This is a genomic window from Flavobacterium sp. AJR (assembly GCF_002156885.1).
In the GTDB taxonomy this organism is placed as follows: Bacteria; Bacteroidota; Bacteroidia; order Flavobacteriales; family Flavobacteriaceae; genus Flavobacterium.
In genome coordinates, this window is the sequence record NZ_NCWQ01000034.1 from 1 (window position 1) to 15,714 (window position 15,714).

16 protein-coding genes are annotated in these 15,714 nt (G+C 29.9%); 13 read left to right on the forward strand and 3 right to left on the reverse strand.

Features of this window, described 5'->3' with window-relative positions:
* Positions 1-539: 539 nt before the first annotated feature.
* The 12 genes from B8T70_RS23600 (at position 540) to B8T70_RS10445 (ending at position 11,963) form a co-directional block, all read left to right on the forward strand.
* Positions 540-1,370 carry a toxin-antitoxin system YwqK family antitoxin gene (locus B8T70_RS23600; protein ID WP_123912096.1) on the forward strand — a complete coding sequence of 277 codons (831 nt, stop codon included), beginning with the start codon at positions 540-542 and terminating at the stop codon, positions 1,368-1,370.
* Positions 1,370-2,581 carry a hypothetical protein gene (locus B8T70_RS10385; RefSeq protein ID WP_086894799.1) on the forward strand — a complete coding sequence of 404 codons (1,212 nt, stop codon included), beginning with the start codon at positions 1,370-1,372 and terminating at the stop codon, positions 2,579-2,581. The genes B8T70_RS23600 and B8T70_RS10385 overlap by 1 nt, the downstream gene beginning before the upstream one ends.
* Entirely contained in the window at positions 2,559-2,900 is a 342-nt protein-coding gene (locus tag B8T70_RS10390) for a hypothetical protein (protein WP_242667451.1), read from the forward strand. Before B8T70_RS10385 ends, B8T70_RS10390 begins: the two co-directional genes overlap by 23 nt.
* A complete protein-coding gene (locus B8T70_RS10395; RefSeq protein WP_086894800.1) occupies positions 2,881-3,381 on the forward strand; it encodes a type II secretion system protein J in 501 nt (166 codons plus the stop codon). The genes B8T70_RS10390 and B8T70_RS10395 overlap by 20 nt, the downstream gene beginning before the upstream one ends.
* A complete protein-coding gene (locus B8T70_RS10400) occupies positions 3,378-4,499 on the forward strand; it encodes a type II secretion system F family protein (RefSeq protein ID WP_086894801.1) in 1,122 nt (373 codons plus the stop codon). The genes B8T70_RS10395 and B8T70_RS10400 overlap by 4 nt, the downstream gene beginning before the upstream one ends.
* Before the next feature lie 73 nt (positions 4,500-4,572).
* Entirely contained in the window at positions 4,573-5,007 is a 435-nt protein-coding gene (locus tag B8T70_RS10405) for a type IV pilin protein (protein WP_086894802.1), read from the forward strand.
* A 483-nt stretch (positions 5,008-5,490) separates the two neighbouring features.
* Entirely contained in the window at positions 5,491-6,897 is a 1,407-nt protein-coding gene (locus B8T70_RS10420; RefSeq protein ID WP_086894805.1) for a GspE/PulE family protein, read from the forward strand.
* Between the two features lie 5 nt (positions 6,898-6,902).
* Positions 6,903-8,807: a type II secretion system protein GspD gene (locus B8T70_RS10425; RefSeq protein ID WP_086894806.1), complete on the forward strand. Its 1,905-nt coding sequence runs from the start codon at positions 6,903-6,905 to the stop codon at positions 8,805-8,807.
* Positions 8,807-9,994, forward strand: a complete 1,188-nt coding sequence (locus B8T70_RS10430) for a hypothetical protein (RefSeq protein WP_086894807.1) — start codon at positions 8,807-8,809, stop codon at positions 9,992-9,994. The genes B8T70_RS10425 and B8T70_RS10430 overlap by 1 nt, the downstream gene beginning before the upstream one ends.
* Positions 9,987-10,511, forward strand: coding sequence for a hypothetical protein (locus tag B8T70_RS10435; protein WP_086894808.1), 525 nt, complete (start codon positions 9,987-9,989; stop codon positions 10,509-10,511). The genes B8T70_RS10430 and B8T70_RS10435 overlap by 8 nt, the downstream gene beginning before the upstream one ends.
* Positions 10,495-11,454 (forward strand): hypothetical protein, encoded by a 960-nt coding sequence (locus B8T70_RS10440; protein WP_086894809.1) that lies wholly within the window; start codon positions 10,495-10,497, stop codon positions 11,452-11,454. The genes B8T70_RS10435 and B8T70_RS10440 overlap by 17 nt, the downstream gene beginning before the upstream one ends.
* 2 nt (positions 11,455-11,456) lie before the next feature.
* A complete protein-coding gene (locus tag B8T70_RS10445; RefSeq protein WP_086894810.1) occupies positions 11,457-11,963 on the forward strand; it encodes a hypothetical protein in 507 nt (168 codons plus the stop codon).
* Between the two features lie 631 nt (positions 11,964-12,594).
* Here B8T70_RS10445 and B8T70_RS10450 read toward each other — a convergent pair.
* Together B8T70_RS10450 and B8T70_RS10455 are read right to left on the reverse strand one after the other, a co-directional pair.
* Complete coding sequence (locus B8T70_RS10450; RefSeq protein WP_086894811.1) at positions 12,595-12,975, reverse strand: hypothetical protein; 381 nt, start codon at positions 12,973-12,975, stop codon at positions 12,595-12,597.
* 109 nt (positions 12,976-13,084) lie between these two features.
* Entirely contained in the window at positions 13,085-13,855 is a 771-nt protein-coding gene (locus tag B8T70_RS10455; protein WP_086894812.1) for a hypothetical protein, read from the reverse strand.
* A gap of 99 nt (positions 13,856-13,954) precedes the next feature.
* Between B8T70_RS10455 and B8T70_RS10460 the strand changes: the two genes are divergently transcribed.
* Positions 13,955-14,569 (forward strand): hypothetical protein, encoded by a 615-nt coding sequence (locus B8T70_RS10460; RefSeq protein ID WP_086894813.1) that lies wholly within the window; start codon positions 13,955-13,957, stop codon positions 14,567-14,569.
* 134 nt (positions 14,570-14,703) lie between these two features.
* On the opposite strand, the gene B8T70_RS10465 is transcribed toward B8T70_RS10460, so the two are convergent.
* Positions 14,704-15,708, reverse strand: a complete 1,005-nt coding sequence (locus B8T70_RS10465; protein WP_039113949.1) for a PorP/SprF family type IX secretion system membrane protein — start codon at positions 15,706-15,708, stop codon at positions 14,704-14,706.
* Positions 15,709-15,714: the final 6 nt, after the last annotated feature.

Consider the following 15,714-nt stretch of genomic DNA (forward strand, 5'->3'; position numbering starts at 1 on the left):
AAACATACTCCATTTGGTAAAAAATACAGTTGATTATGGTTTTTAACTATGTATTTGAGCAAAACAAAATGGATAAGACTTATAAATATAACCTCTATGAATCAAAAAAAACGATTTAAACAGAGTTCAACTATCATTGCCATATCTCTTAATTTATTAAAATTTCAAAAAGAGAATAAAAGCAGAAAGATTTTAAAGAGATATACTTTATCTCTTAAATACAAAAAAACAATGTTGAAAATTTTCATAATTCAGTTTTAATCTGTTTAAAAATAAATTTCAGGTGATATTCTCTGGTTTTATAAACAAAGTAAAAAGATATAAGGATTATTACTTCTGTATAAGAACTTCAATTTATTTCTAAACAATAATAACCATCCCTTAAAAAAATAAACTCAATATTTAAAGCTAAATTTTAAGAAAACAAAAGTTACCAGTTTCTTTTAATAAAAAAAATAGTACTAACAAGCTTATGCATTCCTTGTAAATTAAGAAAAAAAAAGTAAATTGCGCACATTTTTAAACAAAACAGCTGCCCCTTGAAAACATACATAATAACACGTTTTATCTTAGTCTTTTTTGCTTTCACATTAGTTTCATTTGGAGATCCCTATGCGCTCAAAAGAATTTCTGACAAAGAATTTAGGTATGAATTCTACACTTCAGAGAAAAAAGTAAATCCTAAAAAAAACAAGACTTATTATTGGTTCAAAGGAGGACTTATACATGAAGCCCAAGGCGGTATTGCAGGCGATGTACTTGACGACAAGTTTGTCAAAATGTACCATAGTAATCAATTGGCAGAACAAGGTTATTTTAAAAACGGCCTACGTGTTGGATTATGGAAAACCTGGCATCAAAATGGTGTTTTAGCCACTACAATTTCCTATAGCAAAGGATTACGTTCAGGAGAATATTACAGATATAATGAAAGTGGAAATTTGGTAGAGAACGGAAAATTCAGTTCGAACATCAAAACTGGGCAATGGACAAATTCAGAAACGAAAGAAATAACAACTTATAAAAAGGGCATAATCGTTAAACAAAAAGAAACCTTTACTAAATCTGAGAAATACAGAATCAAGCAGGAAAACACCAAGTTAGAAAATGACCTAGAAGCTAAAAAAGATTTAGAACTAACTTCTGACGCTGTTAAACTTGCTAATTATAAAGCCATAGCCAAAGAACAGAAAGCAATCGCAAAAGAAAAAGCTAAAAAAGAAAAAGAAACTGAAGCTACCACTAAAAAAACAGAAAGAGCTGCGAAAAAAGAAGCTAGAAAACAAGCTAAAAAAGAACCTAAAAAAGATACAAAAATAGAAATTTTCTTTAAAAGCCTTTTCAAGAAGAAAGATAAAGCACCTAAATAATGATTAAAGCACATAGTTTGTTGTATGCCATTTATGTTTGCTTAATTGTATCTATTATTTGTGGAGCACTGTTGTATTTTTCTAATTTATACAATCAGCTTAATTTGTTTTATAACCTGCAGGAAGAACTTTATATCCAAAATCAATCGGTTTTAAATTTTGCTCTAGGTAATAAAACCGTTGTTTCAGAAATTGAAAAAGACGAAAACTCAAACATTGAAGGCAGCTACGAAACAAAACAATACGGATTACTCTCACTGGTTTTAGCACAATCCTATATTTCAAATGACACTGTCTCTTCGGTACACTTTGTTGGCGCACAAAATCTGGATAAAAATGCCGTTTATTTAACTAATTTATCCAAATCACTTTTCTATTCTGGAAAAGTAAAACTTATTGGCAACAACCAATTACCAAGTACTTTTATCGAAACCTCTTATATCAACAATAGTTTAAATCAACTTACTACAGAAGGCAAAACAACACTTTCTGAACCTCAATTACCTGAAATAAATCCTGATTTCAAAAAGATATTTCAAGGCATAAAATCAGAAAAATCAAAACTTGCCGATATAGACAAACCTAAAGATTCTTTGTATTTCAATTCATTTTTTAATACAACAAAAGAGATTCAGGTAAAATCGATTCTTGGCAATATAATCTTCAAGGGCAACTTTATTTTACGCTCAGAAGATTCTATTCGGGTCAAAAAAAATACAGTTCTCGAGGATGTGATTTTAATAGCTCCTAAAATAACTTTTGAAGAAGGATTTAAGGGAACCGTTCAGGCATTTGCAACTAAAGGAATTGAACTAGAAGAAAAAGTAGTACTAAATTATCCATCAGTAATCTGTGTATATAATGAAAGCGCAGATGAGTCTAAAATAAAAATAAAAAAAGAATGTCAGATAACGGGCGCAGTCGTTTTATTTGGCAATACGAATACTCTTATTGATAAAAACATAATTGAAATTGATGAAAAAGGATTACTCTTTGGGGATTTGTATTGTTCGGGAAGGTTAATGCTCAAAAGCAATGTTTATGGATCGGTTTATACCAATAGATTTTTCCTAAAAACAGCATCATCCAGCTACGAAAATATGATTAGCGAGATTGAAATCAATACAGAAAAACGTCCAGCTTATTTTGTTTCGATTCCATTGTTTAACACTCAAAAAACAACTTATAGTGTTATCAAAAAAGTATTATAAACTTCCTGCCAATTCAATATTAGAATCAGTTATCGCGCTTACAATAATTTCAATTTGTTTGTATTTTGCCATAATGATTTTTGCATCAGTTTATACGCCAAAAACATCTGCTAAATTTTATGGTACTCAAAATAAAGTCAACGAGCTATTTTATTTATCTGAGTTAAAAAGCGATTCAATTTCAAACGAAAATCAAGACGATAACTTACTTATAGAAGAAGAAAGGATAAATGATAATTTAAAAAAAATTTCAATAGAATATAAAGACAGTACGCAATTTAAGTTTAAAAAAAGTTTTTATGTTCAAAATCCGCAATAGCTCACAATCAATACCTGCTTTCTCTATAATTGAGGCAGTCGTTGGTATGGCAATAACGGCTATTATCATGGGGGTTTTGTTTGTTATATTTTCGATTATTACTGGAAGAATGCTCGATTTTAAAAGCCAAAACCAATTAGTCAACGACCTGAATAGATTAACATATAGTCTAAATAAAGATATTTTTGAGAAAGAAAAAATGATCGTTCTAGAAAATGAAATTTACTTTAACGGATACACAGGAGAAAGAGTATCTTATCAATTTTCAGATGATTACATTTTGAGAAATAGTGAAACGTTTATCGATACTTTCAGGATCAAGTTAAATCGAATGATCGTAGATACAGTCAAAAGTAAATCAGAGCAATTTATGTTTCAGAAAGTAAAACTGAATATTGAAACAAATAAAAAAGAAATAGATCTGCGATTTTATAAAAGAATTTATCCTAATGAATTATTAGAAAAACTAAAAAAACAATGAGTTTTGATTTAAGTACATATAAAGCGCCAAAAGCTGAGAAAAAGGATTTCAGAATTGAAACCGGTTCTTTTGAATTCTCTAAAAAACTTTCTGATAAAAAAAAGGAGATATTTTACAGAGAACTAGGTATGCTTTTAAGATCAGGCGTAGACTTTAAAAAAGCATTGGAGATTCTGAGTAATCAGTCAGCCAGTAAATTTGAAAAAGAACTGATTCTTCAAATCAAAGAAAAAGTAGTCGAAGGAAGAAGTATTTATGAATCAATGCGAGAAACTAATCAGTTTTCAGCTTACGAATATTACAGTATCCAAATTGGTGAAGAAACACGAAAACTCGAAGAAGTTCTGCTAGAATTACAAAAATATTTTAATCGGAAAATTCAAATGAAAAGACAGATTATATCTGTTATGACTTACCCGACAATTGTCATGTTAGTCACGATTTTAGTTTTGTATTTTATGCTCAATAAAGTTGTTCCGATGTTTAGTTCTGTCTTCAAGCAATTTGGAAGCGAACTGCCAAAAAGCACTCAGATTATCCTAAAAATATCAAATCATTCAGGGCTAATTTTTTCAGTTTTAATTGGAATTATTGTTAGCTTAATAGCAATACATATGTTGTTAAAAGGTAAGGACAGCTACAGATCATTCACTACAAAAATGCTTTTAAAAATTCCCTATTTTGGAAATTTGATTCGCAAAATTTATATCTCTCGTTTTTGTCAGGCTATGAACTTGTTGATTACATCTAAAACAACCTTAATAAATTCATTGTCACTCACGGCAAAAATGATTGGTTTTTATCCTATCGAAATAGCAATCGAGCAAATAAAAGAAGATATCACAAGAGGAGCCTCTTTACATGAAAGTCTAAAAAGACACAGTGTATTTGAAAACAAAATGGTTTCTATGGTTGAAGTCGCTGAACAGGTTAATCAGCTCGAGACTATGTTTGAGCGATTAACTGAGCAATATAATGAAGAAATTAGCCATCAGACCAAGATGATTGGCGTTATTCTAGAGCCCATGATTATTATAGTAATTGGAGCAATTGTAGGTGTAATTATGGTCTCAATGTATGCTCCAATGTTTGACTTAAGTAAAATTATAAATAAATAGTTTTTATTACAATTCTATTTGTATTTTTGCCCGCAATTAATTAACAAATTTTAACAAAGAAAAAAACACATAAATGTTAAATACGATTAAAAAATACCAAAAATTAAACCAAAAATTAACTGTTAAAGCATATTCCTTAACAGAAATTTTAATTGTATTGTGTATAATTGGTATTCTTTTACTAATGGTATTACCAAACCAAACATCTGTAATTGGTCAAGCTAAAGCTATTGAAGCCCAAGCGATGCTTAATCAGGTTTATGGCCTAGAGAAAAGTTATTTCTACAGACACTCAAAATATTCAGGTAGTTTAGAAGAAATTGGTTTTGAACAGGAGAAAACCGTTGATGAAGGTGGGCAAGCAGTCTACAAAATTGAAATCTTAGAAGCTTCGAATGATTCTTTTTCTGCAAGAGCTACTGCAACATCTGACTTAGATGGTGATGGAAGTTTTAATACCTGGGAAATTGACAGCAAAAAAATATTAACTGAAGTAACAAAAGAATAAATTGAAAATAGCCCCAGTAATTTTGTTATTATGTTTAATTGCAATTTTTATACAGGATTTGAAATACAGGAGAATACATATTATCTTACCCTTAATAATTTTCGTTTTATCCATCTTTTTAATCTCCATTAAAAGCATTAACTTATTTAAAATCATTGGTTTTAATTTAGGTTTCTTTTTAATTACATTAAGCATTTTAACGGCTTATATGAGTATGAAATCTAAAAAATTCCTAAACCCTTTCCAACATTATTTTGGATTAGGTGATTTATTATTTTATACTGCTATTACCCCCTTATTTTTATTAAGAAATTATATCTTATTTTTTATACTTTCACTCTTATTTGCTATTCTAATGCAATTTGGACTGAAGAAATTCATTAAAGAAGAGACTGTTCCTTTGGCCGGATTTTCAGCTTTGTTTCTAATTATTATGATCCTGAAAGACAACTTCATGTTTTTTCAAAAAATCACTTTATTATAATGACACAAGATATCGAAATCCAATCTGAAGTCCAGCACATGGTATCTAATGACCTTGCCAATCAGTATCGAATATTACCTAAATCTTCTTCTAAAGATACTTTAGAATTATATGTTGATGATTCTAATAATAATGAAGAAGCAAAGGAGGAATTAGAACTTTTCTTGGGAAAAAATATTATTTTTTACCCGATCATTGCTTCTGAAATTGAAAAAGCATTATCAATTTATTATAGAAAAGAAAGAGCATTAAGCTCAAATAAATCTCTAAATGTAGATAAAGGTGATTTTCTGGAAAATTTATTGACAGAGGCAAAATCATTAAAATGTAGTGATATTCATTTTGAAGTTTACGAAGATTCTTCTCGTATTAGATTTAGAATTGACGGACAATTGATTGAACGTTACAAAATAGAACGCGAAAATTATCTTGAATTAGTTAATAAAGTCAAGATTAAAGCCAAATTAAATATTACCGAAAAAAGACTTCCTCAGGACGGAAGGATTACCAATGAATCTTTTGACATCAGAGTCTCTATTTTACCAACTTTATTTGGAGAAAAAATAGTAATGCGTCTTTTAGGTCAGGACGCCTCTAATATTGATTTGAATACTTTAGGCCTGCAAAAAGAAGAACTTGAAAGCTACCTTGAAGCAGTAAAAAAACCAAACGGAATTATATTGATAAGCGGTCCAACCGGTTCAGGAAAAACAACTACGCTTTACGCTACTTTAAGGTTACTAAATGATAGTCGACGAAATATAGTAACAGTTGAAGATCCAATTGAATATACTTTAAAAGGAATCAATCAGGTACAATTAAAAGAAGATATCGGATTAACATTTTCATCAGCTTTAAAATCATTTTTACGTCAGGATCCTGATGTTATTATGCTAGGAGAAATTCGTGATTCAGAAACAGCATTAATGGCTATTCGTGCTTCATTAACTGGACATTTGGTTTTATCAACCATACATACTAATTCAGCAATAGGAACTATTTCGAGATTAATTGATATGGGAGTCCCCTCCTATTTAATTGCTGAAACCTTAAATCTATCAGTCGCTCAAAGGTTGGTTAGAAAACTATGTAAGAACTGTAAAAAAGAAACGACATGCAATCCAAAAGATTTTCCTCTGAATTTTAAATTTCCTTATGAAATTACCTATTATTATAAACCTGTTGGTTGTAACAATTGTTTTCATACAGGCTATAAAGGAAGAACAGCTATTTATGAAATTTTAAATATCGACAATACGATTACGGAAGCGATTAAAAATAATACCATTACTAAATTATACAGTAATGATGAAAATTATAAATCCTTACCACAAAAAGCATTTGATATTTTAGCCATAGGAGAAACTTCTCTTGAAGAAATATATTCAATTTTAATAAACATATAAATAAAATGCTTAAACAGATTGTTTACGTACTAGCTGCGTTACTTTTCACAAATATTATTGTAGCACAGCAAAATATTGTTGAACTAAATCAAAAATTTGACGAATTATCCATACAAAAAAAAGGACTGAACGAAACTATAAAAATTGACGTTTCTGGACTTACATTGCATGATTTTATTTCTTCTATTGCCGAGGAACATCAATTAAATGTCGACATTGACACTGATTTAAACCAGCCAGTAGCCAATAATTTTTTTGACGTTACTGTCAAAAATGTTTTCATTCATTTGGTACAAAAATACGATCTGGAAGTCTCTTTCATGAACAACATCATTATTTTCAAAAAAAGAAAAGTAATAGCAATTGTCGAAAAAAAACAGCCAAAAATCATTGATATTACGTACAATCCTCAAAATGACTTCTTATCGGTAAAGCTAGAAAACGATACTTTATCTGCTGTTGCAAAAGCAATTATTGATAAATCTGGTAAAAATTTAATACTAGCTCCAGATGTAAAAAACATTAGAATTTCAGCTTATATTTTAAATCGTCCGTTCGATCAGGTAATCGAAATGATGTCCAAATCAAATGATTTATCAGCTACCAAAGATGATAACGGATTCTATTTCCTACAAAAAAATACAGTAGCAAATGCTAGTTTACAAGCAAATACTGCAAAATCTAAACAACCAAAAGTTAGTCTGGGTGTTCCCGGATTTTATGAAATCAACGTTAACAAAAATGGTTTTCTACAAGTGAATGCTTACATCGCAGATGCATCTGACTTGCTTACTGAAGCTGCTGAAAAATTGCATATAAATTATTTTTTATACAATAAGCCTGAAAACGAAAAAACAACACTTTCTGCTGACAATATTACTTTTGATGATTTACTTGCTAATATTTTTAAGGGAAAAAAATATACTTATAAAAAACAAGATAACTTTTATTTGATTGGAGAAGAAGCTACAGAAGGTCTAAGAATAACCGAGATGATTCAGTTAGAAAACAGGTCAATAGAATCAATTATTACTTCATTACCTAAAGTTTTCTCTGAAAAATTAGAAATTAAAGAATTTATAGAATTAAACGGCTTAATCGTTTCTGGATCAAGATCTATTCTTGAAGAGTTAAAAGTTTATATCAAACAAATCGACAAAGTTGTACCTATGGTACAAATTGAAGTAATTATTGTACAATATAACAAATCATACGATATACAAACTGGAATGAAAGCAGGTTTAGATAAAATAAACACACCAAAAACGAGCGGCGTATTGTTCCCTAATTCAGATGTAACTTTAAACGGATCTTCGGTAAATAGTCTAATCGATGCCTTCAATGGTTTTGGCCTTTTTAAACTTGGAAAAGTAACTGAATCGTTTTACTTAAACTTGAAACTTCTTGAAAATAATTCCGTATTAAAAATAGAATCTACACCTAAAATTGCAACAATAAGCGGACATGAAGCAAAATTATCAATTGGGGAAACTAGTTACTATTTTGAACAAAATAACCGATTAATTAACAGTAATATAGGAAATGACATTTTGAATTCAGGTACATGGAAATCTACTGATGCAAATTTAAGTGTATCCATTAAACCTTACGTTTCTACAGACGAAAATGTAACATTAACAATTGCTGTAGAAAAAAGTTCTTTCTTAGCCAGAGTTGGTGAAGATGCTCCTCCAGGGAAAGCTACTCAAAAATTTGAATCTTTAGTAAGAGTCAAAAATGGAGAGATGATTTTGCTTGGTGGTTTAGATGAACTTAAGAAAGAAAATTCCGGAACAGGAACTCCGATAATCTCAAGAATACCAATTATAAAATGGTTTTTTAGTAGTAGAAAAAAAGGAAAAAGTGATTCTAAACTTCACATTTTTATTAAACCAACAGTTCTATATTAATGTTAGCAACTTTATCTAAATTTATAAAACTGAATGACATAAATGTCGTTGGTGTAATCAAAAAAGAAGATTACGAAATCTATAATTTGCTCACTATTAAAAAGAAAGCAAATAAGATTTCTATTGTGTCAAAACAAACTTTTGAAAACTTTGAAGCATTAGTTAAAATAACCGATAAAAAAACTCCTCTTTTAATAGTCATAGAAGGAAAGGGAATTTTAAATAAAGAAATTAATTTCGAAAATGAAACCGATGTAAATTGGCAGAAAAACATAGATCACAATGCAATTTATTATACAGATTTTAAGGGTTTAAAATCGAACTTTATCAGCTTTTGCAGAAAAAATATTGTGGAAGAAACAATTTCAAAGTTTCGAAAAAATGGTTTTCAAATTGTAGATGTTTATATCGGTTCTTTTTTAGCTGCTTTGTTGAATAATGTCCTGAAGAAAGAAGTATTAATTTCAAACGATTTACGTTTAGAATTTAAAGATGATAAGCTAATAAGTTTTGCTAAGCAAAATGAAAGCCTTAAAATATCAGATTATAAAATAGGAGAAGAAATAGTTTCAAGTACGTTCCTGCCTCTATATGGTGTAATAATTCATTTTTTTGTCAAATCAAAAGATGTATCAAAAACTATCAACACTTCTTTAAGCAGTGAAGAATTAATTTATAAGAAAGCTTTTGGATTTTTAGGAATAACAATACTTGTTGGATTTTTAACTTCATTAATTATAAGTTATTTTCTGATACAATACTATGGTACTAAAAATTCAGAATTGAATCTGCAAACAGTATATTCAAATCAATCTTATCAATTAATACTCGATCTGGAAGCACAAAAAGAGAAAAAACTAAACATATTAAAGGAGTCGGGAGTTTTGTCTTCTAAGTTTCTTTCTTATTATGGTTATGAAATCATTAAAACGATTCCAGGTAATATTTCCTTAAATGAAGTGAATATTATTCCCTTAAAAGAAGAGTATAAAGAAAATAAAAAAGCTTTTTTTGATTCTAAAACAATCGTGATTAAAGGAGAAACTTTTCAGGAATCTTCCTTTAACAATTGGTTAGAGAGTTTAAAAAAAATGGATTGGCTGCAACGTTTTGAGATCATTAGTCTAAAAAAGGATAAAAAAAACAAATCAATATTTGAAATAAAAATAACGCTGAAAAATGTTTGAAAATTATTCGTATAAACAAAAATTTTATGCCTTAATTGGTCTCTTTTTTATACTGTCGATCACAGCGTACAAAAGATCTTTTCATTCTTTATTTGATGTGATTACAGAGTATAGAACACTATCAAAAAAAGCAGATGATATTAACAAAAAAGCAAAAAACACAAATACTTTAGCCAAAGACATTGCTTATCTAGATAAAATTATTGGAAAGGAAGGGGTTACAAAAGAAATGGTACAGCAAGGAATTGTGGGTTTTGCGTCTGAAAATTCTCCCGAAGTTTCAATTAGTGATTTAAAACCTATTCATGACTTTCCTGAAGAAGATTATCACATTATTACAAATCAGTTAGACGTAACAGGAAATAGCAATCAACTTTTAAACCTCGCTTATAATTTTGAGAAAAATTTTAATCTTTCAAGAATAGTAAGCATGAAGTTTTACACTATAAAAAAGAATAATAAATCTGAAGTTTTACATTTAAAAATGATTTTCCAAAACTATGAAAACAATAAATAAAATAATAATTATTGCCTTGGCCATCCTTACTTATTCTTGTGATGACATTCTTGAAGAGGATATTAGCAATGATACGGTTCAGGTTATCTCACCTGTAAACAATTCTAAAATTGAAAGCAATGTGGTTAGTTTTAAATGGAATAACCTCAATGGTGCTGATAAATACCGCGTTCAGATCTATCAATCAGATCAGGTCTTAATACTGGATTCCTTAATAACGACTAATAAAACCAGTATTACTTTGCCCTTGGCTACGGGAAATTATATATGGAGAGTAAGGGGAGAAAATTATGCTTATGAATCAATCTATTCCTTTCCATCAAATTTCTCCACTACAATTCCCGATGACCTGACCAATCAGCAAGTAATTCTGATAAGTCCTGAAAATGATAAATTTGTGAATTTTATAAACGTTTCCCTGAATTGGGAAGCCCTAAAGAATGCAACCAGTTATAGTGTTAAACTTGTCAATGTAGCCACCGGCCAGGAAGTGGATTCCAAACCGAACCTGACCACTACCTCGTTAACTCTGGCCCTGACAACTTTAGCTGATGGAACTTATGAATGGAGATTGAAAGCCAAAAATGCCGATACGGAAACAAAACAATATTCCGCCCGTAAATTTAACGTTGACACTACTGCTCCTAATCAACCCAAGAACACCTTACCTGCTGATAACTCTACTCAAATCGCGAATACTAATGTTTCATATACATGGAGCATTCCCACGGATGTAGGTAGTGCAAAATCACCTATTTCTTATATAATTGAATTTTCTAATGATGTCGATTTTAATTCCATATATGAAACTAAAAATAGTAATACACCAACCTTACAACAAACAATTCCTACCAAAGGCATATACTATTGGAGAGTGAGGGCAATTGATGGTGCTGGAAACATTGGAGTAAATAGTACAAAATTCAAGCTCACAGTGAATTAAAAATGGCAAAAAAGAAAATAAATATAATTCTAATTATTCTGGTTCTTGCTCTTTGGGGTACCGTTGGATATAAAGCATTGAATCGTCAATTTTCGGCCAATGAAACATTTTTTGAAAAGCAAGATCAACAAGGTGACATAAGTATCAATCAAATTAACAAAGATACTTTTGAATTGGAGAAAATAAACCGGGATCCGTTTTTAAATAAGCAATTTCAAACTGTAGTAGCAACTACTAAAAGAACAATCTCGAATTATACACCAGTAAAGAAAATAGTTGTCCCAGCAACTTCAAAAGTAAATCCAAACCTTCGCTGGCCAGCTCTTGTTTATTTTGGTTATATTGGATCTAAAGAAAGAAATGAGGAAGTGGTCTTATTAAAAATAGATTCAAAATTATGCAAACTCAAACTTAACTATCCTATAAATGGTTTAATCGTTAAAAAAAGATATAAAGATTCTGTAGAAGTTTATTTTAACTCTGAAACTAGAATTGTTCGAGCAAAATAATTTACAATTGTGATAAAACAAATAGATATTAGGAAAAACTATTTTTATTTTAACTCTATTAATTTAATATCATAAATATCCCACATTACTACATATTTATTCTGCACAGAAAAAGAAAAATCTCATTTTGAATAATTCAAATTACTCAAAATGAGATTCATTTTTGTGGCCCTGATGAGATTCGAACTCATATTCCCTCTCGGGCATTGCGGCTCTAAATACGCTTCCCTACTTTCCCTAACGATTTCGGTGCTTCTGTAAATTCTACCCATTAGTCCGCGCGAGTCTAACCGGAATATCCGCAAACTCTACAGCTAGTAATTTTTCTGTAGGCTTTTCCTTTTAAGCTACAAGGCCTTTCTTTTTGATGATACAAAGGTTTGTAGTTGGTGCGCAGTTATTTTGCGTAGTAAGAAATATAAAAGAAATACATTTTGTTGACATAATAAGATTCATAGAGGTTAGTTCTCTTTTTTATTATTTAGTTTTTACTTATCTTAATAATAACAAAAGCAACCTTTAGATAGGTTGCTTTTGTTATTTAATTATACATCTAACTAATTAAAGTGGGTACGAAGTTAGTAGGCAATTGCCAGTGCATACGATAATTTCATTAGCAAGAACACTTCGTCTAGTCTTCATTTCTTGCGTAAACTAAATAAAAATCATTATTAATTGATTTAAGTATTTCACCAATACTTTCTTTTGTTACTAAATAATTATAAGTAGTATTTTTAAAAATCAAATCACAGTCCATTTCTCCTGTTGTATCAATCAACAATTCAATTTCATCTTGAGTTGGAATTTCTTCAAATATAATATTTAGACAAAATTCTTCGTGCTTATTTTTGGTTATATAAATAATTCTCATGTTTTTGGTAATATGATAAAGTAAAGCTCTTATTATATACGGTAAGTGTTTATTAATATCCATAATTAAAATTTTGATTTTGGGTGAACAAGGGACTTTAGCTAAAATATAAGTTTTGGCTAAAGCCTTTTCTAATTCCATTATGAATACCTCCAGCTGAAGCAGGAGGCAATTCAATATATTTAAATCTTTATCGGCATCTTTGTCAAAGTTTTAAAACTTTGACAAAGATTTTTTGACAACTGAAGAATTAAAATTTCTCATTTACCATATCAATACATTCATCATTACAAGTCAAGAAACCATTTACAGATTTAAATTCTCCAAAATTATGAAGTACTTTTAGCCAATACTTAATATATTCCTGTAGCACTGCTTTATCATCTACAGTAATTATTTTTCTATAGATAAACACTTTCAAATCATTATAATGGTCTACTAGCTTCTTCTTGGTATATATTTCAATGTCATTTTCAATTAAAGCTATATTTTGTCCAACATAAAAAGCAATAATTTTCCAAATATCGGTATCACTTGTATTCTTCTGATTGAATTCTGAAAGTGAAACAAAATCTATTTTGCTAAGTGCATCCAATTTCAAATTAAAATTATGGATTCCTTTTATAATGGGGCGAATCTGAGTTCTGTATTCAGTTCGTGTTAACATTGTCAAAACCGTACGAACTGCTTTATAGATTACCAGGGTTTTATTTCTTATATGCTTTCTGGTTATCAATAAAGGATAATCTTGCTGATGAAAACTATATGTTTCTAACAATGCATTATTGAGTGAATCAATCCATGATTTTGTAAAAATAGTATCCGAAATTTTTCCATCTTCAATAACTGCTAAGGTTGCATTCCAATTCAAATTATATTCTTTAGAAAGAAAAAGTACTTTGTTTTTTCTTTCTTCTTGCGTTTTAGGCATTTCTTCTTTTGTAACAACGATAATCACATCCTTGTCTGTAGAATCATCAGAACCATAAATATAATACGGATATGGAAAAGTATTTTTCATTGTTAGTTGTGTTAATTTGATGATACAAAGATTTCAACAGTAGTACGCAATTATTTTGCGTAGTTAAAAAAGAATCCTATTTTTGGGTAAACTAATGCTATGAATCTAAAAGAAAAATATACTGAACTGCTTATAAATATTGGTTTTGAAGAAAAAGAGATTCAGCGTAATTGGTTGGATTTAGAAAAGGCATATTCCAATAAATCCAGATATTACCATAATCTTACTCATATTGCTGATATGGTTAAATGTTATGATACTTACTTGCAAAAACTAGAATTCCCTAATGAAGTTTTGTACGCTATCTTTTACCATGATTATGTCTATAAGAGTTCTAAAAAAGATAATGAACTTAAAAGTGCCAAATATGCATTATCAATTTTACCTGAAAATATCGTTTTTGATAGTCAATTGGTTTTTGATACTATTTGCGCGACGCAGCTTCATCAGCTTAATGAAATCGAAGATATTAATTGGTTAATTGATTTTGATTTGAAAATTCTTGCCCGAGATTGGAATGAGTATCAAATTTACTTTGAACAAATCAGAAAAGAATATCGCATTTATCCTGATTTTCTCTATAAACCGGGGCGTGCGAAAGCGTTGAAACATTTTCTTGAGAATGATTTTATTTTTCAAACGGAGGAATTCAGGAATCTATATGAAGTGAAAGCGAGAATGAATATAGAGAAAGAAATTGCATTATTATTGTAATGCGTGAGGGATGGGAGCGGCATCCTTTTTTGGGCTTTTCGCCCAAAAAAGATACAGCGTACAGCCCGACCCGCCTTTTTCGGCGGGACACGCCCATATTAGGCTAAAACTGTTGATTAGATAATAACTTCTGTTTATCTTCCTGTATAATTAGGACAGCCAAAGCATTTTACGCTTAAGTTAAATTGGTACGTTAATAAAACTTCGTAAACGCCTCCTGTTCTCCCCATACTCGATGTATTTAAATCGTATGAAAGTCCTAATTTTAGGTTTTGATATTGCAATCCAGTAAAAAGGTTTATTGAGGTAAGTAACTCTCTGTTTATTCCGTTTTTTGATGGATTGGTAACTGCTGTTGCTCCAAAAAATATTTTTTCGAACTGGATTGATGTTCCTAAATCAAATCGATTGTAGTGTCCTTGTTGCATATAATTTGAGGTTATAAGCAATTTGGTTTCATACGGTAGGAATAACACATCTACATAATCTGCCAGAAGGAATTCGTAACCTGAACTTAGTGAGAAAAAGGTATCCAAAGGCACATTTCCGTTTGCTGCAAAGGAAATATTAGGTCTGTTAAGGTGTTTCATCGATAAACCAATCCAAAGGCTTTCGGTATTAAAGACCATTCCTGCCGAGAAATCGAAAAAACTGACTTTGTCATTTTTTAACATCGGATCTATCGAACTTGAATTTATAACTCCTGTTCTTATATTAATTTGATCTTCGAGCAATAAGTTTTGAAATGCAAATGACTTTAATCCGAAACCAGCTTCAATGGCTGGTCTAAAATACCAAGTATCATTTAGCTTTACTCTATAAGCATAATTGGCATTTATTTGCGTGTAGTTATACTTGGTTAGATTCTCTCTTTGGTTTAAAACACTTATACCATAACCGCTATTAATATTTTCGTTCCAAGTATTTACAAACGCATAATCGGTATCTATTTTTAAATCCAGATCTGGCCATTGTTCGCGGTGAACGATACCTGCATATGTTGTTTCCATAAATCCAGAAAAACCTGGATTTAATGTTTCGGGAATTAAAAAGTATTGTGTAAAAATTGGGTCTTGCGCTCTTGTTTCTGAAAAAAAGCAACAGGTAATAATTATTGTAATATATAGTTTTAATCTCATTGTAAT

Bases quoted from the DNA above. Each gene is read 5' to 3' on its own strand.
- B8T70_RS10385 (WP_086894799.1), top strand. From the start codon at position 1,370: ATGATTAAAGCACATAGTTTGTTGTATGCCATTTATGTTTGCTTAATT.
- B8T70_RS10395 (WP_086894800.1), top strand. From the start codon at position 2,881: ATGTTCAAAATCCGCAATAGCTCACAATCAATACCTGCTTTCTCTATA.
- B8T70_RS10400 (WP_086894801.1), top strand. From the start codon at position 3,378: ATGAGTTTTGATTTAAGTACATATAAAGCGCCAAAAGCTGAGAAAAAG.
- B8T70_RS10405 (WP_086894802.1), top strand. From the start codon at position 4,573: ATGTTAAATACGATTAAAAAATACCAAAAATTAAACCAAAAATTAACT.
- B8T70_RS10420 (WP_086894805.1), top strand. From the start codon at position 5,491: ATGACACAAGATATCGAAATCCAATCTGAAGTCCAGCACATGGTATCT.
- B8T70_RS10425 (WP_086894806.1), top strand. From the start codon at position 6,903: ATGCTTAAACAGATTGTTTACGTACTAGCTGCGTTACTTTTCACAAAT.
- B8T70_RS10430 (WP_086894807.1), top strand. From the start codon at position 8,807: ATGTTAGCAACTTTATCTAAATTTATAAAACTGAATGACATAAATGTC.
- B8T70_RS10435 (WP_086894808.1), top strand. From the start codon at position 9,987: ATGTTTGAAAATTATTCGTATAAACAAAAATTTTATGCCTTAATTGGT.
- B8T70_RS10440 (WP_086894809.1), top strand. From the start codon at position 10,495: ATGAAAACAATAAATAAAATAATAATTATTGCCTTGGCCATCCTTACT.
- B8T70_RS10445 (WP_086894810.1), top strand. From the start codon at position 11,457: ATGGCAAAAAAGAAAATAAATATAATTCTAATTATTCTGGTTCTTGCT.
- B8T70_RS10450 (WP_086894811.1), bottom strand. From the start codon at position 12,975: ATGGAATTAGAAAAGGCTTTAGCCAAAACTTATATTTTAGCTAAAGTC.
- B8T70_RS10455 (WP_086894812.1), bottom strand. From the start codon at position 13,855: ATGAAAAATACTTTTCCATATCCGTATTATATTTATGGTTCTGATGAT.
- B8T70_RS10460 (WP_086894813.1), top strand. From the start codon at position 13,955: ATGAATCTAAAAGAAAAATATACTGAACTGCTTATAAATATTGGTTTT.
- B8T70_RS10465 (WP_039113949.1), bottom strand. From the start codon at position 15,708: ATGAGATTAAAACTATATATTACAATAATTATTACCTGTTGCTTTTTT.